15 protein-coding genes are annotated in these 20,473 nt (G+C 65.6%); 11 read left to right on the top strand and 4 right to left on the bottom strand.

What is annotated here, in order from left to right:
* Positions 1-126: 126 nt before the first annotated feature.
* Both ggt and QFZ54_RS08220 read right to left on the bottom strand, forming a co-directional pair.
* The gene (gene ggt / locus QFZ54_RS08225) at positions 127-1,869 is read right to left on the bottom strand and encodes a gamma-glutamyltransferase (protein WP_307086180.1); all 1,743 of its coding nucleotides are present in this window, start codon (positions 1,867-1,869) and stop codon (positions 127-129) included.
* A 147-nt stretch (positions 1,870-2,016) separates the two neighbouring features.
* Positions 2,017-3,045: a quinone-dependent dihydroorotate dehydrogenase gene (locus QFZ54_RS08220; RefSeq protein WP_307086177.1), complete on the bottom strand. Its 1,029-nt coding sequence runs from the start codon at positions 3,043-3,045 to the stop codon at positions 2,017-2,019.
* A 258-nt stretch (positions 3,046-3,303) separates the two neighbouring features.
* Between QFZ54_RS08220 and QFZ54_RS08215 the strand changes: the two genes are divergently transcribed.
* From QFZ54_RS08215 to QFZ54_RS08175, 9 genes are all read left to right on the top strand, one after another.
* Positions 3,304-3,747, top strand: a complete 444-nt coding sequence (locus QFZ54_RS08215; RefSeq protein ID WP_307086175.1) for an SUF system Fe-S cluster assembly regulator — start codon at positions 3,304-3,306, stop codon at positions 3,745-3,747.
* 121 nt (positions 3,748-3,868) lie between these two features.
* Entirely contained in the window at positions 3,869-5,359 is a 1,491-nt protein-coding gene (sufB, locus tag QFZ54_RS08210; protein WP_307086173.1) for a Fe-S cluster assembly protein SufB, read from the top strand.
* A gap of 288 nt (positions 5,360-5,647) precedes the next feature.
* Positions 5,648-6,391: a Fe-S cluster assembly ATPase SufC gene (sufC, locus tag QFZ54_RS08205; protein ID WP_307086172.1), complete on the top strand. Its 744-nt coding sequence runs from the start codon at positions 5,648-5,650 to the stop codon at positions 6,389-6,391.
* A 199-nt stretch (positions 6,392-6,590) separates the two neighbouring features.
* Positions 6,591-7,670, top strand: coding sequence for a SufB/SufD family protein (locus QFZ54_RS08200; protein ID WP_307086170.1), 1,080 nt, complete (start codon positions 6,591-6,593; stop codon positions 7,668-7,670).
* Between the two features lie 124 nt (positions 7,671-7,794).
* A complete protein-coding gene (locus QFZ54_RS08195; protein WP_307086167.1) occupies positions 7,795-9,009 on the top strand; it encodes a cysteine desulfurase in 1,215 nt (404 codons plus the stop codon).
* Positions 9,006-9,467, top strand: coding sequence for an SUF system Fe-S cluster assembly protein (locus QFZ54_RS08190; protein ID WP_307086165.1), 462 nt, complete (start codon positions 9,006-9,008; stop codon positions 9,465-9,467). The genes QFZ54_RS08195 and QFZ54_RS08190 overlap by 4 nt, the downstream gene beginning before the upstream one ends.
* Before the next feature lie 138 nt (positions 9,468-9,605).
* The gene (locus QFZ54_RS08185; RefSeq protein WP_307086164.1) at positions 9,606-9,959 is read left to right on the top strand and encodes a HesB/IscA family protein; all 354 of its coding nucleotides are present in this window, start codon (positions 9,606-9,608) and stop codon (positions 9,957-9,959) included.
* A gap of 294 nt (positions 9,960-10,253) precedes the next feature.
* Positions 10,254-11,645, top strand: coding sequence for an amino acid permease (locus QFZ54_RS08180; RefSeq protein ID WP_307086162.1), 1,392 nt, complete (start codon positions 10,254-10,256; stop codon positions 11,643-11,645).
* 10 nt (positions 11,646-11,655) lie between these two features.
* Entirely contained in the window at positions 11,656-12,528 is an 873-nt protein-coding gene (locus QFZ54_RS08175) for an S-methyl-5'-thioadenosine phosphorylase (RefSeq protein ID WP_307086160.1), read from the top strand.
* A 461-nt stretch (positions 12,529-12,989) separates the two neighbouring features.
* On the opposite strand, the gene acnA is transcribed toward QFZ54_RS08175, so the two are convergent.
* Complete coding sequence (gene acnA / locus QFZ54_RS08170) at positions 12,990-15,674, bottom strand: aconitate hydratase AcnA (RefSeq protein ID WP_307086158.1); 2,685 nt, start codon at positions 15,672-15,674, stop codon at positions 12,990-12,992.
* Between the two features lie 235 nt (positions 15,675-15,909).
* A complete protein-coding gene (locus QFZ54_RS08165) occupies positions 15,910-16,260 on the bottom strand; it encodes a hypothetical protein (RefSeq protein WP_307086155.1) in 351 nt (116 codons plus the stop codon).
* 128 nt (positions 16,261-16,388) lie between these two features.
* Here QFZ54_RS08165 and QFZ54_RS08160 point away from each other — a divergent pair, with 128 nt between their 5' ends.
* Positions 16,389-16,538 (top strand): hypothetical protein, encoded by a 150-nt coding sequence (locus QFZ54_RS08160; RefSeq protein WP_307086153.1) that lies wholly within the window; start codon positions 16,389-16,391, stop codon positions 16,536-16,538.
* Between the two features lie 212 nt (positions 16,539-16,750).
* Entirely contained in the window at positions 16,751-20,311 is a 3,561-nt protein-coding gene (locus QFZ54_RS08155; protein ID WP_307086151.1) for an autotransporter outer membrane beta-barrel domain-containing protein, read from the top strand.
* Positions 20,312-20,473 lie beyond the last annotated feature (162 nt).

The following is a 20,473-nucleotide window of genomic DNA, read 5'->3' as shown; positions in this document are numbered from 1 at the left end:
TCAGTGCAAAGGCAGTATAGCAACACTCGTCATCCCAGCGAAAGCTGGGATCCAGAGCCATATACGGTATCGCTCCTGGCTCTGGATCCTGGGTCGAGCCCAGGATGACGAAGGGTTAGGTAGGTGTCATTCGGGCGCGCGCTGGAGGGCGCCGACGCGCTGGATCCGGGTGACGGTGCCGTCCTGGCTCATCGCGACGCCTTCGCTGCGGGGGTCTGCCGCGCCGACCCATTTGCCGGCGACGCGCTCAATCGCGTTTGCTTTCAGGCCGAGTGAGGCAACCTGGACCGTTTCGCCGAGCGCCTGCAACGCGGGGACCATCGCCTCGCGGGCGGTACCCTTTTCCGCCGCGGCGACGTGGCCGGGGGCGTAGAGCAGCCCGAGCGCGATCGAGTCCTGTGCGGACAGTTTCCAGTCGACCACGCCGATGATCGCCTTGGCCACCTGCGCGATGATCGTCGAGCCGCCTGCCGCGCCGACCGCGAGGCGAACCTTGCCGTCGGGGCCGTAGACGATCGTCGGCGCCATCGAGCTGCGCGGACGTTTGCCGCCTTCGACGCGGTTGGCGACGAGCGCGCCGTCCTTCTCGGGGACGATGTCGAAGTCGGTGAGCTGATTGTTGAGGACGGTGCCGTCGACCGTGATGCCAGAGCCGAAATAGCCCTCGACGGTGGTGGTCACCTGGACGACGTTACCGCGAGCGTCGGCCGTGGCGATGTCGGTGGTGCCGGCGACTTCGCTGACCGGGGCGCGGGTGCGGGCGGGGGCGCCGGGGGGGGTGCCCGGAGCGACGGTCGCCATCGTCGTGGTGGGGGAGATGAGTGCCGAGCGCGACGCGAGATACTTGGTATCGAGCATGCCCTGCACCGGGACGCGGACGAAATCGGGATCGCCGACGTAGAGGTCGCGGTCGGCATAGGCGAGGCGCGAGGATTCGGCGAACAGGTGCCAAGCCTGGGGGTTGTCCTTGCCGAGCTTTGCCATGTCGAAGCGTTCGAGTTGCTTCAGGATCATCAGCACGGTGACCCCGCCGGACGAGGGCGGGCCCATGCCGCAGACGCGGTAGACGCGGTATTTGACGCAGACGGGCGGGCGGTTCTTGGCGTCGTAGCTGGCGAGATCGCCGAGCGTCATCTTCGACGGATTGCGCGCGGCGGTGTTGACCGCGGTGACGATTTTCTGCGCCTCGGGGCCGACGTAGAAGCTGTCGGGGCCTTGGGTGGCGATGCGCTGGAGGAACGCGGCTTGCTGCGGGTTCTTGATCGTCGCGCCGATCGCGATTGGCGAGCCGTCGGGGGCGGAGAAGAGCGCGCGGGTCTCGGGCGTGACGTGGTCGCCGTAGGACTTCATGCCGTTGACGAGGCGGGGGGTGGCCTGGAAGCCGTTGGTCGCGAGCCGGATCGCGGGTGCGAAGAGCTGCGCCCAGGGGAGCTTGCCCGAGGCGCGGTGTGCGAGCGCCATGCCGCGGAGCGCGCCGGGGATGCCGACGCTGCGGCCGCCGGGAACCGCTTCCCTATGGCTCAGCGGTTGGCCGTCGGGGGCGTAGAACCAGCGCGCGTCGGCGGCGGCGGGGGCTTCTTCGCGCGCGTCGATCGTGCTGAGTGTGCCGCCGGCCGCGTGGCTGACCCAGAAGCTGCCGCCGCCGATGCCGGAGCTTTGCGGCTCGACGACGTTGAGCGCGAGCATCGTGGCGATCGCGGCGTCGGTGGCGCTGCCGCCCGCGCGGAGGATCTCGACGCCGGCGGCGGCTGCGCGGGGGTCGGCGGCGCTGACCATGCCTTGGTCTTTGGCCGGGGCGGGGGTGGGTTGGCGCGCCTCTGCGGTGGCGGTGGGGACGAGGAGGGCGAGCGCTAAAAGGGAGGTCTTCATCGCGGGGGAGCGTAGCGCGGTTGGGGTATGAGGCAAGCCGTTAGCCCCAAATGTCCGTCATCCTGGACTCGACCGAGGATCCAGAGTCACACAGGGCGACATCCGTGGCTCTAGATCCCAGCGTTCGCTGGGATGACGGGGGTGGGGTTAGCGGGCGTCGAAACCCACCGCGTCGGCGACGGAGGTAAAGCCGTCGCGGGTCAGTAGCGCGTCGACGTCGCGGAGGATGCGGGCGGGGAGGCCGGGGCCTTCGTACACCAAAGCGGTGTAGAGCTGGACGAGGCTCGCGCCGGCGCGGAGGCGGGCATAGGCTTCGCCGCCGCTGTCGATGCCGCCGACCGAGATCAGCGGGATTGCTGCGCCCGTTGCCTTGCGGAAGTCCGCCAGGCGTTGGCGGGCTAGCGGGGCGAGGGGCGCACCGGACAGGCCGCCGGTTTCCTTCGCGTTGGCCGAGCGTAGGCCTGGGCGGGAGACCGTCGTGTTGTTGACGACCAGTGCATCGATGCGGTTGTCGAGGGCTGCTCGGGCGATGTCGTCGATGTCGGCGGGGTCGAGATCGGGGGCGACTTTCAGGAAGATCGGCGTGGTGCCCTTTGCCGCGGTGCACGCGGCGAGGAGATCGCGCAACGCTGCGCCGTGCTGGAGATCGCGCAGGCCGGGGGTGTTGGGGGAGCTGATGTTTATGGTGATGTAGTCGGCGTGCGGCGCGGCGCGGGTGACGCCGTGGACATAGTCGGCGGTGCGATCGGTCGCGTCCTTGTTCGCGCCGACGTTGATGCCGAGGATGCCGTTGCGCTTTGCGCTCTGTGCACGGGGAAGCGCGCCATCGAGGCCGCCGTTGTTGAAGCCCAGGCGGTTAATGACGGCGCGGTCTTCGGGGAGGCGGAAGATGCGGGGCTTCGGGTTGCCCGGTTGCACGAGCGGGGTGAGCGTGCCGATCTCGACGCTGCCTAGGCCGAGGCCGAAGAAGCCGTCGATCGCGCGACCGTCCTTGTCGACGCCTGCCGCGAGGCCAACGGGATTGGGGAAGGCGATCCCCGCAACCGTCGTCGCGAGCCTTGGTACGTTCGGGGCGAGCGGCGTGCCGGCCTTCCCCCACGTGGCGAGCGCGGCGATGGTCAGGCTATGCGCGCGCTCGGCGTCGAGGCGGAACAGGATCGGGTGGTAGAAGGCCATTGCTCATCCTTGCTCCCCTCCCTGGAGGGGCTGGGGGTCGGTTGGTCCGTTGGTTGGCGTGCCCTCGCATCAGTAGCCGACCCACCCCCGACCCCTCCCTTCCAGGGAGGGGGGAAGTCAAGCTTTCGGGTCGTGCGCAGGCACAAAACCCGCTTCCAGTTGCGAGTCGTTAGCACGGGTGCGCGGGTTGACGATGCACTGCACAAAGCCCATTTGATCAATCGGATCATATCGGTCCGATTGGACTCTGAAGCCACCATGCGTCTCTCCAGCTTAGCCGACTATGCGGTCGTAATGATGAGCGCCGCGGCGCGTCATTGTGGCGGGATCGCGCGGCTGAACGCGACGCTGCTCAGCGAGGAGACCGGCGTGCCGTTGCCGACCGTGCAGAAGCTGGTCAGCCGGCTGTCGGCTGCGGGGCTGATCGAGAGTACGCGCGGCACCGGCGGCGGTTTCCGCCTGTCGCGGCCGCCCGCGATGATCTCGCTCGCCGACATCATCGAGGCGGTCGAGGGGCCGATCGCGCTGACTGCGTGCGTCGACGGCGCATCGCAGGATTGCTGCATCGACCAGAGCTGCCGCGTGAAGCCGCATTGGAACGCGGTCAACGGCGCGGTCCGCGGTGCGCTCGCCGGCGTGTCGCTTGCCAGCCTTTCGCAAGCCCCCCTTTCGCAAGCCCCCCTTTCGCAGGTGCCCGCATGACGCGCGCAGCGCCCTATTCCTTCCTTCGCGCCTTTGCGCCTTCGCGTGAGAAGATTCTGTTCACGCAAAGGCGCAAAGGCGCGAAGATTTTAGAGAGCCGCTTTGCGGCCGAGGACAGATGATGGCTACCCGGAACGCAGAGGCCTATGCCGCCGCGAACAAGACGTACGAGTGGGGTTTCTCCTCGGACATCGAACAGGAATTCGCGCCCAAGGGTCTGTCGGAAGACACGGTGCGCTTCATTTCCGCCAAGAAGGGCGAGCCGCAGTGGATGCTCGACTGGCGGCTGAAGGCGTTCGCATTGTGGCAGACGATGGAGGCGCCCGATTGGTCGAAGCTCAACGTCCCCCCGATCGACTACCAGGACGCGTATTATTACGCGGAGCCCAAGGCGAAGCCGAAGCTCGGGTCGCTCGACGAAGTCGATCCCGAGATCCTGCGCGTCTACGAGAAGCTCGGCATTCCGATCAGCGAGCAGAAGATGCTGGCTGGCGTGGTCGAGGATCCGCTGAACGAGGACGGCACGCCGAAGCGCCGCGTCGCGGTCGATGCGGTGTTCGACAGCGTCTCGGTCGCGACCACGTTCCGCAAGGAGTTGGAGGCTGCGGGCGTGATCTTCCGCTCGATCTCCGAGGCGATCAAGGAATATCCCGATCTCGTCCGGAAATGGCTCGGCAAGGTCGTGCCGCAGCGCGATAACTATTTCGCGACGCTCAATTCGGCGGTCTTCTCAGACGGGACGTTCGTCTACATTCCCGAGGGCGTGCGCTGCCCGATGGAGCTGTCGACGTACTTCCGGATCAACGCGGAGAATACCGGGCAGTTCGAGCGCACGCTGATCGTGGCGGACAAGGGTTCGTACGTCTCGTATCTCGAGGGCTGCACCGCGCCGATGCGCGACGAGAACCAGTTGCATGCCGCCGTGGTCGAACTGGTCGTGCTCGACGATGCCGAGATCAAATATTCGACCGTGCAGAACTGGTATCCGGGCGACGAGAACGGCGTCGGCGGGATCTACAACTTCGTCACCAAGCGTGCGTTGTGCCAGGGCAAGAACTCGAAGGTCAGCTGGACTCAGGTCGAGACCGGCAGCGCGATTACGTGGAAATATCCGTCGTGCGTGCTGCTTGGCGATGGCTCGGTCGGCGAGTTCTATTCGGTCGCGGTGACGAACAATCGCCAGCAGGCCGATACCGGCACGAAGATGATCCACCTCGGCAAGAACACGCGATCGACGATCGTGTCGAAGGGGATTTCGGCCGGGCGTTCGGACAACACGTACCGAGGCTTGGTGCGCGTCGCGCCGACTGCCGAGGGTGTGCGGAACTTCACCCAGTGCGACAGCCTGCTGCTGGGCGACCAGTGCGGCGCGCATACCGTGCCGTATATCGAGGTCCGCAACCCGTCCGCGCAGATCGAGCATGAGGCGACGACGTCGAAGATCTCCGAGGACCAACTGTTCTACGCGATGTCGCGCGGGCTGGACCAGGAGGCGGCAGTGGCGCTGATCGTGAATGGCTTTGCGCGGGAAGTGTTGCAACAGCTCCCGATGGAGTTCGCGGTCGAAGCGCAGAAGCTGTTGGGGATTTCGTTGGAAGGCTCCGTGGGGTGACCAGCAGGTTGGTTCGCACCATTGTCCTAGCGAGCGTTTTAGTAGCCCGCCCTGGCCTTGCTTCGGATCAACCGTCGCCTGCCGCTGCAACATACCTCGATTGTTTATACGGTAAAGATCGTGCGCTCCGAGGGGAGATGAAGCAATTACCGCTCCGAGCAAGATCGCGCGTCGCAGACATTCGGAAAAGTCGCTGCCGAAGTCTACGGGTTGCCGCCGAAAAAGGTGGTTCGTGGCCGAAATACGAGATTGGCCTAATTGATAACGCTTTCGATGAGTTCGTAAATAATGCTGAAAATTGAAAACCTTCACGCCGAGATCGACGGCAAGGAAATCCTCAAGGGCCTGTCGCTCGAAGTGAACGCGGGCGAGGTGCACGCGATCATGGGGCCGAACGGGGCAGGCAAGTCGACGCTGGGCTATGTGCTCGGCGGGCGGCCCGGCTATGAGGTGACGGCGGGTTCGGTGACGTTCGACGGCGTCGACCTGCTCGAGCTGGAGGCGCACGAGCGCGCCGCGGCGGGCGTGTTCCTCGGCTTCCAGTATCCGGTCGAGATCCCCGGCGTGTCGAACGTCCAGTTCCTGCGCGAGGCGCTCAATGCCCAGCGCGCGACGCGGGACGAGAAGCCGCTGTCGGGGGGTGAGTTCCTGAAGCTTGCGCGCGGGCAGGCGGATCTGCTCGGCATGGATTACGACATGCTCAAGCGGCCGGTGAACGTCGGCTTTTCGGGCGGCGAGAAGAAGCGCAACGAGATGGTCCAGATGGGTATCGTCAACCCGAAGTTCGCGATCCTCGACGAGACCGATTCGGGCCTAGATATCGATGCGCTGCGCGTCGTCGGCGACGGCATCAACCGCATCATGCGCGCGCCCGACAAGGCTGTGCTGCTGATCACGCATTACCAGCGGTTGCTCGATTACGTGGAGCCGGACTTCGTGCACGTGCTGGCCGATGGGCGGATCGTCCGCTCGGGCGGCAAGGAATTGGCGCAGCAGCTCGAGAGCGAAGGCTATGTGGGGATCGCCGCATGAGTCATCTTCGCGCCGCAGGCATTTATAGAAGAAAATTGGTTCACGCGGAGACGCGGAGACGCGGAGGTGTCGTCGCATCGGCAACGCTCCCGCGTCCTATCGTCGATCGTGGTTTTGGAGCCCTTACGGGTACTTTTCTTCTTTTCCTCCGCGTCTCCGCGTCTCCGCGTGAACCCCTCTTCTGCGCAGTGGGTGCACGATGAGCGCGGTTATGGAACTTCCCTCGACGCGTGAGGAATCGTGGCGCTGGGGTGATCCGGCGGCGATTGTTGCGGCGGCTGAACTGCCCCGTGGCGTTGCGTCAGATGCTGGCGAGTGGTTTTTGGACTTGCCGGGTGCGCGGGCGGTGTTCGTCGATGGGGTGCTTGACGAGGTTCGGAGCGATCTGCGGCATGTCGCGATCGCGCACGTCGATGGCGGCGCGCATGTGCTTGGGCGTCGTACGACCGGGACCGGCTGGTCGATCCGGGTCGAGGCGAACGCTGCGGCGGAGCTTCTCCAGATCGTCCACATCGCGACCGGCGGCGAGAACCAGCTTCCCGCTGAGATACTGCTCGCCGATGGCGCGAGCGCGTCGGTGGTCGAGACGTATGTCGGGGCCGGCTGGTCGAACCGGTCGACGCGGATGACGCTCGGCAAGGGTGCCAAGCTGACGCGGGCGGTGCGGTTGTTGCAGGGCGATGGCTTCGTGTCGTTGCGCGACGAGGTGGACATCCATGCGGGTGCCAGCCTGATCGCGACGGTGCTCGGCGCCGGCGATGCGGGCACGCGGATCGACGGGTCGATCATCGTCTCGGGCGACGATGCGTTCGCCGAATATGGCGGCGCGTTGCTGACTCGGAACGACCAGCGGCAGGAGTGCGCGGTGTCGGTGCGGCATGCGGCGCTGAACGGGCAGAGCAAGCAGATCTGGCGCGCGGTGGCGGCGGACAAGTCGACGGCGAGCCTCGCGGCGCGGGTCGAGGTGGCGCGCGATGCCCAGAAGACCGACGGGGTGCAGTCGTTGCGCGGGCTGCTTTTGCAGCGGACCGCCACGGTGAACCTGAAGCCCGAGCTGGAGATCTTCGCGGACGATGTGAAGTGTGCGCACGGCGCGACGGTCGGCGAACTCGACCAGCGCGCACTGTTCTACATGCAGAGCCGCGGGATTCCGCATGCCAAGGCGCAGGCGCTGCTCACGCGCGCGTTCGTCGGCGATGCGTTCGCGCAGATCGCGGACGAGACGGTGCGGGAGGCTTTCGTGGCGGATGCGGATGCTTGGCTGGAGCGGGCGTTGTGAGCGGGCGGAACGCGCTCCCCTCCCTGGAAGGGAGGGGCTGGGGGTGGGTCGGCTCGTTGGCTGACGTGACCGAGTCTCAGCGGCCGACCCACCCCCGACCCCTCCCTTTCAGGGAGGGGGGAAGATGAGTTTGCTGACCGAAACGCGCCCTCTGGATCGCCTGTCGGATTTCCCCGCGATCCCCGAGGGCTGGGCGTATCTCGACACCGCCGCCACCGCGCAGAAGCCGCAGGTCGTGGTCGACGCGATCACGCGTGCGTATGGCGAGACTTACGCGACCGTGCACCGCGGCGTGTACCAGCGTTCGGCGGACATGACGGTCGCCTATGAGGCGGCACGTAAGGCTGTGGCGCGGTTTATCGGTGCGGGTTCGGCGGATGAGATCGTGTTCGTGCGCGGGGCTACCGAGGCGATCAATCTGGTCGCGCAATGCTGGGCCGGCGCGCAGTTGAAGGCGGGCGACCGCATCATGCTGTCGATGCTGGAGCATCATTCGAACATCGTGCCTTGGCAGATGGTCGCCGAACGTGTGGGCGCGGCGATCGACGTTCTGCCGCTGACGCCGGACCATCGCATCGACCTCGACGCGATGGAGCGGATGATTACGCCGGCGCACAAGCTGGTCGCGCTCGGGCATGTCTCGAACGTGCTTGGGTCGGTGCTCGACGCCAAGCGCGCGACGGAAATCGCGCATTCGGTCGGGGCGAAGATCCTGCTCGACGGGTGCCAGTCGGTGCCGCGGATTGCGGTCGACGTGAAGGCGATCGGCTGCGATTTCTACGTGTTCTCCGGGCACAAGCTGTACGGTCCGACCGGGATCGGCGTGCTGTGGGCCAAGCCGGAACTGCTTGACGCGATGCCGCCGTATCAGGGCGGCGGATCGATGATCGACAAGGTGTCGTTCGCGAAGACCACCTACGCGCCGCCGCCGGGTCGGTTCGAGGCGGGGACGCCGCATATCGTCGGCGCGCTCGGGCTGCATGCCGCGATCGAGTATGTCGAGAGCATCGGTCTGGACGCGATCCACGCGCATGAGACGGCGCTGGTGACCGCCACGCGTGAAGCGTTGTCGTCGATCAACTCCGTACGCCTGTATGGCCCGGCGGACTCGGCGGGGATCGTGAGCTTCACGATCGAGGGGGTTCATCCGCACGACATCGGCACCATATTGGACGAGGAGCGCGTCGCGATCCGTGCCGGCCATCACTGCGCACAGCCGCTTATGGAGGCGCTGGGGGTCGAAGCGACGGCACGCGCGAGCTTCGGCGTGTATAACGGGCCCGCGGACGTCGAGGCGCTGGTGCGCGGTATCGAGCGAGTAACGAGGATTTTTGGATGAGCGATCGGTTCGAGATCGAGGAAGTGGATGCCGTCGCATCGCCGCCTAAGGCGCGCGTCGTCATGGAGACGGACTCCGACGCGGAGCGTAAGCGGGATTATCTTGCCGGTTTTCTCGCCCAGAAGCCGCAGGTGGATTTGCCCGGCGAGCCCGGTGGCGCGGTGTATGATGCGATCATCGATGCGCTGAAGGAGATCTACGATCCCGAGATCCCGGTGAACATTTACGACCTAGGGCTGATTTACGGTGTCGAGGTGACCGAGGACGGGCATGCGGTGGTGGCGATGACGCTGACCACGCCGAACTGTCCGGTCGCGGAGTCGATGCCGGCGGAGGTCGAGATGCGCGTTGGGTCGGTGCCTGGGGTCGGGTTTGCGGAGGTGAACCTCGTTTGGGATCCGCCTTGGGATCCGCAGAAGATGTCGGACGAGGCGAAGTTAGAGCTGGGTATGCTCTGACTTCTGCTTCCCCTCCCGCAGGCGGGAGGGGGCAGGGGGTGGGCGCGCGCTCACCTTGCGAACGACGATTATGAGTGGCTGGCCGGGAGCCCACCCCCGGCCCTTCCCGCTTGCGGGAGGGGGGAAGGAAGGACGATCATGGCGATGACATTGCGAGCACGGCCGGCGGCGCTGAACCTCACGGCGACGGCGCATGCGCGGATCGCGGATTTGATGGCGCGCGCGCCGGCTGACGCTATCGGCGTGAAGCTGTCGACCCCCAAGCGGGGGTGTTCGGGGCTGGCTTACTCTGTGGATTATGTCACCGAGGCCAAGCCGTTCGATGAGCGGATCGATACGCCGGGGGGGACCTTGTTCGTTGATGGCGGGTCGATCCTGTATCTGATCGGGTCGACGATGGATTGGGTCGAGGACGACTTTACCGCTGGGTTCGTGTTTCAGAATCCAAACGCCAAGGGTGCGTGCGGGTGTGGTGAGAGCTTTACCGTTTAAGACGCCTCCGAATTCACGGTAAGGCGGATCGATTTTCTCCCCTCCCTGGAAGGGAGGGGGCGGGGGTGGGTCGGGTTCCGTATCATCGAACGTCGGCGGCATAAGCGGGCCGACCCACCCCCAGCCCCTCCCTTTCAGGGAGGGGAGCAAGAGGGGGCGGCGTCCTTTCGATTGCGTAATCTTTCCCGTCCGGATCATTCCGGCAATGCGCTTGCTGCAAAGGCGGGAAAAGCCGCTGGCCTTGCCCGTTGCGCCCCTCCTGTGCCACTCCCCGCGGCAACAAAGGGGATATAAGTGGCCAGTCTGTTTCGCCGAAAAATCGTCATCGAGCAGCCGCCCGAGCATCAGCTCGCGCGGACCCTGTCGTGGCCGCATCTGGTCGCGATGGGCGTCGGCGGGATCGTCGGTACCGGCATCCTGACGCTGATCGGCGTGGGTGCGGGGCTCGCCGGGCCCGCCGTGATCCTGTCGTTCATCATCGCCGGCGGGATCTGTGCCTGCGCGGCGCTTGCCTATGCCGAGATGGCGACGATGATCCCCGCCTCAGGCAGTGCGTACACCTATAGCTATGTTGTGCTGGGTGAGCTGATCGCGTGGGTGATCGGCTGGTCGCTGATCCTCGAATATTCGTTGGTGGTGTCGACCGTTGCGGTCGGCTGGTCGGGGTACGCGGCGCCATTGCTGCGCGGTGCGTTCGGCTTTCCCGAGGCGCTGACGCTTAGCCCCGAGCTTGGCGGTATCCTCAACGTGCCGGCGATCTTCATCATCGCGGTCGTGGCTGGCGTGCTGTCCTTCGGCACGCGCGAGAGTGCGACGCTGAACGCGGTGCTGGTCGGCGTGAAGATGATCGCGCTGACCGTGTTCGTGTTCATCGCGCTTAAGTATTTCAACGCTGCCAACCTGCATCCGTTCATGCCCTACGGCTTCCCCAAGGCGGTCGCGCCCGACGGTGCCGAGCGCGGGGTGATGGCGGCGGCGGCAATCATCTTCTTCGCGTTCTATGGCTTCGATGCGATCTCGACCGCGGCGGAGGAAACGAAGAACCCGGGACGCGATCTGGCGATCGGTATCGTCGGGTCGATGGTCGTCTGCATCGCCATCTACATCCTCGTAGCGGTCGCTGCGGTCGGCGCGTTGTCCTACACCCGGTTTGCGGGGAGCGCAGAGCCGCTCGCGCTGATCCTGCGTGAGATCGGCCGGCCGGGGTTCGCAACGTTTCTTGGCGCGTCGGCGGTGATAGCGTTGCCGACGGTGCTGCTCGCGTTCCTGTTCGGGCAGAGCCGCATCTTTTTCACGATGGCGCGCGACGGGTTGCTCCCGTTGAGCCTCGCCAAGGTCTCGAAGCGGGGCGCGCCCGTCCGCATCACGTGGATTACGGCGGCGATTGTTGCGGTGATCGCAGGCCTGTTGCCGCTCGCCGAGATCGCTGCATTGGCCAACGCTGGCACGCTTGCGGCGTTCGTCGCGGTCTGTGCGTGCATGCTGGTGATGCGCCGTCGTGCGCCCGACGCGATCCGGACGTTCCGCGCTCCGGCTGCGACGTTGGTAGGTACGATCGGTATTCTTGGGTGCCTGTATCTGTTCTTCAGCCTGCCTTCGAAGACTCAGCTGTATTTCGGGTTGTGGAACTTGCTCGGGCTGGTGATCTACTTCGTTTACGCGCGGCCGAGGGCGCTTGCCGAGTGAGGGGGGCAGAGTGACCGGCTGGACCATCGGCATCATCGGCGGTTCGGGACTGTACGCGGTCGGCGGGATCGAGGATGGGCGCTGGCAAACCGTCGAGACGCCGTGGGGCGAACCGTCGGATGCGATCTATACCGGGCGGGTTGGGCACGTTGGGGTGGCGTTCCTGCCGCGACATGGGCGGGGTCACCGGATTTCCCCCTCCGACCTCAACGCGCGCGCGAACATCGACGCGTTGAAGCGGCTTGGCGTGACCGACGTGCTGGCGGTGTCGTCGGTCGGGTCGCTGGTCGAGCAGCGGCCGCCGGGGAGTTTCACTGTCGTCGACCAATTCATCGATCGGACCAAGGGGCGGCCCTCGAGCTTTTTCGGCACCGGCTTGGTTGCGCATGTGTCTATGGCGGACCCGGTTTGCCCGCGACTCTCGCGCTATGCGGTCGACGCTGCGCGGGAGGCGGGGGCGCAGGTGGATGATCGTGGGACCTATCTGGCGATGGAAGGCCCGCAGTTCTCGACGCGCGCGGAAAGCCGCCTCTACCGGCAATGGGGTTGCGACGTGATCGGGATGACGGCGATGCCCGAGGCCAAGCTTGCGCGCGAGGCGGAGCTTCCGTACGCGCTGGTCGGCATGGTGACGGATTATGATTGCTGGCGTGAGGACGAGGCCGGTGTCGACGTCGCGCAGGTCGTGGCGCAGCTTGGTGCGAATGCTGCGAAGGCTCGGGCGATGGTGATGGCGTTGCTGTGCGCGTTGCCGGCGGAGCGGGAGGCTTCGCCGATCGATACGTGCCTGGATAGTGCGATCATTACGGCGCGGGAGGCTCGCGATCCGGCGTTGGTGGCGAAGCTGGATGCGGTGGCGGGGCGGACGTTTTCTAGACGCTAAGGCTTGGCCTTGCCCTTACCACCGGCAAGAGCCGGCGTGCCCTTTCCGCTCCCGATGGGTGAAGGCGGCGATGGTGGGAGCACGGGGGGCGTTATCGTCGGTGCTTGGAACCCTGGGCTCCCGCTTTCGCGGGAGAACGAGGTAGGCAGCGTTTGGTGAAAAGTTCGTCATTCTTCGCGTTCGACACATCACTGCAACATATCGCGACGAAGGAGGGTGCGTCGCCGCTCCCTCTCCCCCTGTGGACGGCGACTTGATCGGGTCTCCCCTGTCCCGGTCTTCTCCCTGAACTACGGGGCGGTCCTTGCGATCGCCCCGCCTTTTTTATCCGGCGGCGCTGGTTTCCAGGCTGCGCGGCTCTTCATACTCCACAAAAAAACCGCCCCTCGGCGTTAGCCGAGGCGACGGTGTTTCGAGCGGTACCGCCACCCCGGAAGGCTCCGGGATGGCGTCTTCATGTCTTACGCGGCCAGCTTGCGCAGGACGTAGTGGAGGATGCCGCCGTTGAGGAAATATTCCAGCTCGTTGACGGTATCGATCCGGCACTTGGTCTGGAACGTTTCGCTGGTGCCGTCGGCGCGGGTCATCTTCACGGTCACGTCCTGACGCGGGCGGATGCTCGCGACGTCGAGGATCGTGAACGTTTCCGAACCGTCGAGGCCGAGCGTCTTACGATCGGTGCCTTCGGCGAACTGCAACGGCAGTACGCCCATGCCGACCAGGTTCGAGCGGTGGATGCGCTCGAAGCTCTCGGTGATGACGGCGCGGACGCCGAGCAGGTTGGTGCCCTTCGCCGCCCAGTCGCGCGACGAGCCGGTGCCGTATTCCTTGCCGGCGACGATGACGAGCGGCGTGCCGTCCTGCTTGAAGCGCATCGCTGCGTCGTAGATCGCCATGACTTCGCCGTCGTACTTCGACATGCCGCCTTCGACGCCGGGGACCATCTCGTTCTTGATGCGGATGTTGGCGAAGGTGCCGCGCATCATCACGTCATGGTTGCCGCGGCGTGCGCCATAGCTGTTGAAGTCGGCCTTGCTGACCTGATGCTCCTGCAGGAAGCGCCCGGCCGGGCTGTCCGCCTTGATCGAACCGGCCGGCGAGATGTGATCGGTGGTGATCGAATCGCCGAGGATCGCGAGCGGCTTGGCGTCGATGATGTCCTGCACCGGCGACGGCGTCATGCTGAGACCCTCGAAATAGGGCGGGTTGGCGACATAGGTCGACCCTGCGCGCCATGCGTAGGTGTCCGAGCCGGTGACGTCGATCTCGCGCCACTTGGCGTCGCCCGCATAGACGTCGCCGTAGCGCGCACCGAACATGCCGGCGTCGATGTTGGCGTCCATCGTCGTGCGGACTTCCTCGTTGGTCGGCCAGATGTCGCGCAGATACACGTCCTGGCCATCCGACCCCTGGCCCAGCGGCGTCTCGATCATGTCGGTCGTGACGGTGCCCTTGATCGCATAGGCGACCACCAGCGGCGGCGAGGCGAGGAAGTTGGCGCGGACGTCGGGCGACACGCGGCCTTCGAAGTTGCGGTTGCCCGACAGCACCGACGCGGCGACGAGATCGTTCTCGTTGATCGCGGCCGAGATCGCCGGCGCGAGCGGCCCCGAGTTGCCGATGCAGGTCGTGCAGCCATAACCGACGAGGTTGAAGCCGAGCGCGTTCAGGTCGGCGGTGAGACCGGCCTTGTCGAGATAGTCGGTGACGACCTGCGAACCTGGGGCCAGCGACGTCTTGACCCAAGGCTTCGACTTCAGGCCGAGTGCATTCGCCTTGCGGGCGACGAGACCGGCGGCGACCAGCACCGACGGGTTCGAGGTGTTGGTGCAGCTGGTGATCGCGGCAATTACGACGTCGCCGTCGCCGATGTCATGCTCGCGGCCTTCCACGGCAACGCGCGCGGGCTGCTCCTTGTGGTACAGCTTGTGGAGGTCGCTGTTGAACACCTCGTCGACCTTGTTGAGGCTGACGCGGTCCTGCGGGCGCTTCGGGCCGGCGAGCGATGCGACGACGGTACCCATGTCGAGTTCGAGCGTGTCGGTGAAGACGGGGTCCTCGGCGTTCTCGTCGCGCCAGAAGCCGTTGGCCTTTGCGTATGCTTCAACCAGCTCGACATTCTCGTCCGAGCGTGCCGTGAGGCGCATGTAATCGAGCGTCTTGTCGTCGATCGGGAAGAAGCCGCAGGTCGCGCCGTATTCGGGCGCCATGTTGGCGATCGTCGCGCGATCGGCGAGCGTCATCGACGACAGGCCTGGGCCGAAGAACTCGACGAAGCGGCCGACCACGCCCTTGGCGCGCAGCATCTGCGTGACGGTCAGCACGAGATCGGTGGCGGTGATGCCCTCGTTCAGCGCGCCGGTCAGCTTGAAGCCGACGACCTCGGGGATCAGCATCGACACGGGCTGGCCGAGCATCGCGGCCTCGGCCTCGATCCCGCCGACGCCCCAGCCGAGCACGCCGAGACCGTTGATCATCGTCGTGTGGCTGTCGGTACCGACCAGCGTGTCCGGATACGCGATCATCGTGCCGTCGCCGTGGTCGCCCGAGCTAGCCGACGACCAGACGGCCTGGCCGATATATTCGAGGTTCACCTGGTGGCAGATGCCGGTGCCGGGGGGGACGACCTGGAAATTGTCGAGCGCCTTGCTGCCCCACTTGAGGAACTCGTAGCGCTCGATGTTGCGCTCATATTCGAGGTCGACGTTGTCATGGAAAGCCTGCGGGGTGCCGAACTCGTCGACCATCACCGAGTGATCGATGACGAGGTGGACGGGAACCTGCGGGTTGATCTTCTCGGGATTGCCGCCGAGCTTGGTCATCGCGTCGCGCATCGCGGCGAGATCGACCACGCAGGGCACGCCGGTGAAGTCCTGCATCAGCACGCGCGCAGGGCGATACTGGATCTCGCGGTCGCTGCGGCGTTCCTTCTGCCAGTCGACGATCGCCTGGATGTCCTCGCGCGTGACCGTCACGCCGTCCTCGAAGCGGAGCAGGTTCTCCAGAAGGACCTTCATCGAGAAGGGCAGGCGGCTGATGTCGCCGAGCTGTTCCGACGCCTTGGCGAGGCTGTAATAGTCGTACGACTTGCCGCCGGTCGACAGGCTGGTGCGGGTCTTGAGGGTATCCTGGCCAATGGCAGTCATAGGGGTCCTTCCCGTGGGCGTCGGGCCACCGGGCGCCGAGGGGAAAGCAGCCTTATAGGCCACGCGGGCGCGTCGGGGACCGAGCAAAAATGCTGTTACCGGGAGGGCCTTAGCAAGGGTGAGCGGATCGGGGAAGGGCGCGGTGACGCAGCAGGCCGTTATTCCGTAAACTCGCAAACCTCGTCAGGCGCCCCCGGGTGAACCGCGCATACGAAGAACCGCGGAGACGGACGCGTCAGGCCGGATCATCGCTCCGATGCACGCCGGCCGCGCGTCGCAGGAACGCATTAAGACGATCGACCGCGGGGCGCGTCAGCGAGATCGCACCGCCGTCGGCATAGGGCTCGATCTGCGCATCCGCGACGAGGTGCGCGAGCCAGCGCTGCCCTACGGCCGGGGGCGTCTCGGTCAGCGTTATCAGGTCGGTCGCCGATACTTGTTCGTCGCGAGCCTCCACGACGTACAGCCGAAGCATCATGTTCCAGGCATGCTCGTCGAATATTTCGCTCGGGAAGATGTCGCCGCGCATGCCGCGGACCTTCAGAAGGTTCTCGGCAGTGCGTGCCGATTCTGGATCGATTGCCATGCCTCAACATACGCGTACTTTACCGAAGCGCTCCAGTCGAAATCTGGCGTCCAAAGCCAACATGCATCAGGATGGTTTGCCATAACCTGACTTATTGCGGGAGGTCGTGGTAGCGCCGAACAGGGGCCATGGCGACCGAGAATGACAATATCGATCTGCTGCGCGCCGCCATCGAACGCGCTTTGGCAATTGCCGACGAACAGCAGCGCTATCTCACCGCCGCCTTGCTGGCGCATTGCCTCGACGAACTGCCCGATGGGGCACCACGCGACGCATGAGTTTTGGCCGCCGTCATGGTTCTGGCGACGGTGGCCGGGGAGCATGGCACTGACGCCCAGGAGCCGCTCGGTGACAATTTTGCAACAATTATGACAGAATGTTACAGCGAAGTAATTCCCGCGTAGTCATTGATTGCGTTCGCTAAATGTCCTGGCATACCCTCTTGCGATAGGCGTACGTCCCAAAACAGGCGGCGCGAACAAGGGGATCAATGTTGACGACTATCGCCACCTCGCGCTTGCGCGGCGCACGTTCCGGTTCGGGTCACGCACGCGCAGGCCTGCTGACTTCGACGGCATTGCTTCTCGCAGCGGCGCTGCCATCCATCGCCGCCGCGCAGGACCGCCTGCCTCGCGCCGAATCGATCGCGTATGGGAGTTCGCTGAACCCAGTCGATGTCGTCTCCGAACCGAACATCGTGATCTCGGCGCCGGGAACGCCGACCAGCGCGCAAGACGTAGCAGGCGGAGTCAACGGCGTCGGCCAGATGACGGTCTCGTCGGGTGGCGGCAGCATCGGCCTGTGCACGGGAACGCTGATCAATCCGCGTACGGTGATCTTCGCCGCGCATTGCGTCAACGAGAACAGCGCCGGCACCGGTGCGCAGAACCCATGGGAATACGGCGCACAGGGCGGCGGTATTCCGATCGCATTCGGGTTCGCACAGAATAATCGTCCGGCGCTGCTCGACTGGTTCCTGCCGACCACTGCGACGGGGGCGGTCAACACGCAGCAGTACAAGACCAACACCGCCAACTTCCTCTATAACGTCAACCAGGTCGTCTATAACGCCGACTCGCTGAAGCTCGGATTGGCGCAGAACTTCATCCAGGCCGACGTCGCGATCGCGACGCTGGATACGCCCGCCGCGAACGTGCCGACCTGGGCACTGCTGCTCTCCGCATTGCCGGCTCCGGCTGCGATCAGCGAGACGACCGGCACCGGCTATCACGTGACGCTCACCGGCTATGGCCGCAACGGGCAGGGCGGGACGCTGACCGGCGACACCAACGGCATCGATTACCGCCGCCGCATCGCCGAGAACACGATCGGCATTCTCGGCTCGTTCGATGACCGTGACGCCTTCCTGTTCGGATCGACCGACGGCCTTCCGCAGAACCTGTACCAGCTCGATTTCGACGATCCCCGTCGCGGCACCGGAGCGGCTAGCCCGTACGACTTCAACCTGTTCAAGGACAACGCGCTCCCGAACGAAGGTACGACCGCAGGCGGCGATTCGGGTGGTCCGCTGATCCTCGATCGCACCTTTGCCAAGCAGGTGGTGATCGGCGTCCTCTCGGGCGGCAACCGCTTCTATGGCGCACAGCCGTTCAGTGCCTATGGCACGGCGAGCTTCTACCAGCCGCTGTACCTGTTCTCCGACTATATCGCCGCGAACAATCCGTATCGTTACGCGCAGGCCAAGGCCGGCGACGGGCTGTGGACCGATGCGTCGCACTGGACCACCGCGCTCGACCCGAACTACCAGATCATCGTCGACGGCCAGCTGGTGAACGGCATGCCCACGACGACCGGCGCCGGCATCGCCGGGGACGGCAACAAGTTCGGGCAGGTCTGCTTCCAAAGCGAGTGCGTCGACGTCAAGACGGGCGTCCAGTCGATCAACGGCGTTCCGGTAACGACGACCGTCGATACCCCGGCCGCGGCCGCCGTCGTCACCAAGGTCGCCGCGCCGGGTGCGGTTGGCGAGGGCCTGATCCTCGAAACCGTCGCGCATTCGGGCAAGGCCAGCACGGCTATGTTGGCAGGCGCAGAGGCCGTCGCCCAGGCGGGGACGATCGCGGCTGTCGGCGATGCCTCGGCGTTGGCGGTGCTGTCGCCGTCGCTCGCCAACGGCCTGCCGGGTGCGACCAACTTCGTGCCGAACAACATCGATCCTGACCGCACGACGCAGCGTAGCGCACGCTATTACGACGTCACGCTGTCGGCGGCGGGCACGACCACGCTCGGCTTGGCGGTGACGGTCGACAAGTTCACCGTCGCGGGCAGCATGGCGAAGCTCGCGGTGACGTCGGCGGGGTCGCTCACCAGCCTGATGACCATCAACCAGGTCACGGGCACCGTCCAGAACGACGGCGTCATCTCGACACCGGGCGATTACTTCATGCTGGCCGGGCTGCTGACCGGATCGGGCCGGATCAACACGCCGTTCTTCACCAGCGTCGCGGGGATGATCGCGCCCGGCACGACGGGAACGATCGGCACGATGACGATCGGCGGCAACGGCGTGCTCGCCTCGGGCACCAACCTGCTGATCGACCTCGGGCCGAACGGCACGTCCGACAAGCTCGCCTTTGCCGCGACGACGTTCAACGCGGCAGGCGTGGCGACCAACGGCATCGCCAACCTTGGCGGTCGGGTAGGCTTCGCGCCGGTCGCAGGCCAGACGATCCGGTACAACGACCTCTATACGATCGTCACCGCGCAGGGTGGGATCACCGGTTCGTTCGCCGCCGCGACGCCGCTCAGCGCCATCCTGACGCCGAGCTATGTCTACAGCGCCAACGCGGTGCAGGTGCGTATCCTCGCCGGGCAATATCGCAACGTCGTTGCGGGAACGCCGGTGCAGTCCGCCTATGCCGGCCTGCTCGACCAGAACCGCTCGAACTATGCGGCGTTGAGCAACGTGTACGGCTCGCTCGACCTGCAGGATGCGGCAACGATCCGCTCGACGCTGGAGGGCCTCGCCCCGCGCGCCGAAACGCTCAAGTCGAGCCTCGGCATCGCGTCGATCGACACGATGTCGCGCTTCTACCGCGATCGCATCGCGCAGATCGATACGCGTGGCACGCTCGGCGGCACGCTCGCGCTGATCGGCAAGCCGGTCCAGGTCGCCTCGCTGATGGCGAGCGACTTGCCGGGCGGGCAGGATATGATGAGCGACTCGAGCGGCACCGTGTTGCAGCCGGGCCGTCTGCCCGACGACATGAGCGGCTTCATCGCGGGCGGGTATATCGACGGCAAGAGCCGGTCGATGCCGGGGACGAACCCGTTTGGTGGGCGTGACAAGTTCGATGGTTATTTCGCGGCTGCCGGCCTGGAGAAGCAGGCGGGCGAGGGTGGCGTGTTCGGCTTCTCGTTCTCGTACACCAACACCGACGGCACCACCGCCGGGATCGCACAGCGCGCCACGGGCGAACTGTTCCAGGGCACGCTGTACGGCAAGCTGGAGACCGCATCGGGGATCATCCTCGATACGCAGTTCAGCGCGGGTGCGTTCGTCGCGAAGACCGATCGCAATATCGGCTTCGTCGGCACCAGCTATCGCCTGCGCGGCACCGACAATGCGTTGACCGTCGTCAGCGAGGTCGGGCTCGGCAAGGCGTTCGACCTGTCGATGCTCAAGGTCGGCCCGCGCGTGTCGATGCGCGCCAGCCATATCGGCTTCGGCAAGTCGATCGAGAATGGCGGCGGACCGGCCCTGTTCGTCGATCGCAACAGCTTCGACAGCCTGCAGGGTCGCGCCGGACTCACGCTCAGCGGCGGCGCGTCGATCCGGCCGTATGCCGCGGCGAACTACGTCCACGACTTCCAGTCGACGCCGGGCGTGTTCGGCGCGAACTTCGTCGGCGGGATCGGCCCGAATGCGCTGTTCGCGCTGGCCGGGCAGGACAAGAACTGGGGCGAGATCAGCGCCGGGCTGACTCTGGTCGGCGACAGCGTGGACATCTCGGTGGGTGCGGACACCACGGTGGAGCGCAAGGACGTCTCGAACCAGGCGTATAAGGGCTCGATAACGATCCGCTTCTGAGCGGGGACGCTCCCGATCGTTGGAATGCCGAGAGGGTCATCCGCATGCGCGGGTGGCCCTTTTTCGTATCTGAGACCAAGCGTGCTTGAGATGGGGGGCGAGTGCTTCCGAGGCGCGACTATCCTCTGCTCCGTCATCCTGACGAAAGTCAGGATCCAGAGC

Origin of the sequence: Sphingomonas faeni (assembly GCF_030817315.1) — a bacterium.
GTDB classification, from domain to species: domain Bacteria; phylum Pseudomonadota; class Alphaproteobacteria; order Sphingomonadales; family Sphingomonadaceae; genus Sphingomonas; species Sphingomonas faeni_C.
This window is presented reverse-complemented; position numbering and strand designations above follow the sequence as displayed.

Bases quoted from the DNA above. Each gene is read 5' to 3' on its own strand.
- QFZ54_RS08155 (WP_307086151.1), top strand. From the start codon at position 16,751: ATGTTGACGACTATCGCCACCTCGCGCTTGCGCGGCGCACGTTCCGGT.
- sufB (WP_307086173.1), top strand. From the start codon at position 3,869: ATGGCTACCCGGAACGCAGAGGCCTATGCCGCCGCGAACAAGACGTAC.
- QFZ54_RS08185 (WP_307086164.1), top strand. From the start codon at position 9,606: ATGGCGATGACATTGCGAGCACGGCCGGCGGCGCTGAACCTCACGGCG.
- QFZ54_RS08215 (WP_307086175.1), top strand. From the start codon at position 3,304: ATGCGTCTCTCCAGCTTAGCCGACTATGCGGTCGTAATGATGAGCGCC.
- ggt (WP_307086180.1), bottom strand. From the start codon at position 1,869: ATGAAGACCTCCCTTTTAGCGCTCGCCCTCCTCGTCCCCACCGCCACC.
- QFZ54_RS08195 (WP_307086167.1), top strand. From the start codon at position 7,795: ATGAGTTTGCTGACCGAAACGCGCCCTCTGGATCGCCTGTCGGATTTC.
- QFZ54_RS08220 (WP_307086177.1), bottom strand. From the start codon at position 3,045: ATGGCCTTCTACCACCCGATCCTGTTCCGCCTCGACGCCGAGCGCGCG.
- sufC (WP_307086172.1), top strand. From the start codon at position 5,648: ATGCTGAAAATTGAAAACCTTCACGCCGAGATCGACGGCAAGGAAATC.
- acnA (WP_307086158.1), bottom strand. From the start codon at position 15,674: ATGACTGCCATTGGCCAGGATACCCTCAAGACCCGCACCAGCCTGTCG.
- QFZ54_RS08200 (WP_307086170.1), top strand. From the start codon at position 6,591: ATGAGCGCGGTTATGGAACTTCCCTCGACGCGTGAGGAATCGTGGCGC.
- QFZ54_RS08190 (WP_307086165.1), top strand. From the start codon at position 9,006: ATGAGCGATCGGTTCGAGATCGAGGAAGTGGATGCCGTCGCATCGCCG.
- QFZ54_RS08165 (WP_307086155.1), bottom strand. From the start codon at position 16,260: ATGGCAATCGATCCAGAATCGGCACGCACTGCCGAGAACCTTCTGAAG.
- QFZ54_RS08160 (WP_307086153.1), top strand. From the start codon at position 16,389: ATGGCGACCGAGAATGACAATATCGATCTGCTGCGCGCCGCCATCGAA.